This window comes from Streptomyces capparidis, from assembly GCF_054782095.1.
This window is the reverse complement of the sequence record NZ_BAAGTD010000125.1, coordinates 1-1,340: the sequence shown is the minus strand read 5'-3', so window position 1 is coordinate 1,340 and position 1,340 is coordinate 1. Positions and strand designations below refer to the sequence as shown.

Annotated in this window: 1 protein-coding gene; it reads left to right on the top strand. The window is 68.7% G+C overall.

Annotation, left to right across the window (positions count from 1 at the left end; genetic code table 11):
• Positions 1 to 1,340 (top strand): acyl carrier protein (locus ACYVO2_RS37210; RefSeq protein ID WP_461012555.1); only part of this gene is annotated, 1,340 nt, incomplete at both ends.

Here is a 1,340-nt window from a genome sequence, read left to right as displayed (position 1 = left end):
TTCAAGGAGCTGGGCTTCGACTCGCTGCTCGCGGTGGAGTTGCGGAACCGGCTGGGTGAGGCGTCGGGGCTGCGGTTGCCCGCGACGCTGGTGTTCGACCACCCGACCCCGGCGGCGGTCGCGGACCTGCTGCTGAGTGAGCTGGTGGGAACGGTCGAGGCCGCGTCGGGTGAGAACACCCCGCTCGTCACGGGTGTGGTGGATGATCCGGTGGCGATTGTGGCGGTGGCGTGCCGGTATCCGGGTGGGGTGTCCTCGCCGGAGGATTTGTGGCGGTTGGTTGCCGCGGGTGGGGATGCGGTGGGGGCGTTCCCGGAGGATCGCGGGTGGGATCTTGGGCGTTTGTTCGATGAGGATCCGGGTGCGCGTGGGCGGAGTTATGCGCGTGCGGGTGGGTTCTTGTATGACGCCGCGGAGTTCGATGCGGGGTTGTTCGGGATTTCGCCGCGTGAGGCGGTGGCGATGGATCCGCAGCAGCGGTTGCTGTTGGAGGCGTCGTGGGAGGTGTTCGAGCGGGCGGGTATCGCGGTGGACGCGGTGCGGGGTTCCCGCACGGGCGTGTTCGCCGGCGTGATGTACCACGACTACGCCAGCCGGCTCCGCAACGTCCCCGAGGACGTCGAGGGCTACCTGGGAACCGGCAGTTGGGCGAGCGTCCTGACCGGCCGACTGGCTTACACCTTCGGGCTTGAGGGTCCTGCTGTGTCGGTGGACACGGCGTGTTCGTCGTCGCTGGTGGCGTTGCACCTGGCGGCGCAGGCGTTGCGTCAGGGTGAGTGTGATCTGGCGTTGGCCGGTGGTGTGACGGTGATGCCGACGCCGGGGACGTTCATCGAGTTCAGTCGTCAGCGGGGGTTGGCGGCTGATGGGCGGTGCAAGCCTTTTGCGGCGGCGGCGGATGGGACCGGGTGGTCCGAGGGTGTGGGTGTGCTGCTGCTGGAGCGTCTGTCGGATGCTCGGCGCAATGGGCACCGGGTGCTGGCGGTGGTGCGTGGGTCGGCGGTGAACCAGGATGGTGCGTCGAACGGCCTGACGGCGCCGAATGGTCCGTCGCAGCAGCGGGTGATTCGGCAGGCGTTGGCCAGTGCTGGGCTTGCGGCGTCCGATGTGGATGTGGTGGAGGCGCACGGGACGGGGACGCGGCTTGGCGACCCGATCGAGGCCCAGGCGCTGTTGGTGACTTATGGCCAGGGCCGGGACGAGGACCGGCCGTTGTGGCTGGGGTCGATCAAGTCGAACATCGGGCACACGCAGGCCGCGGCGGGTGTGGCCGGTGTGATCAAGATGGTCATGGCGATGCGGGAAGGCGTGCTGCCGCAGACGCTTCATGTGGATGAGCC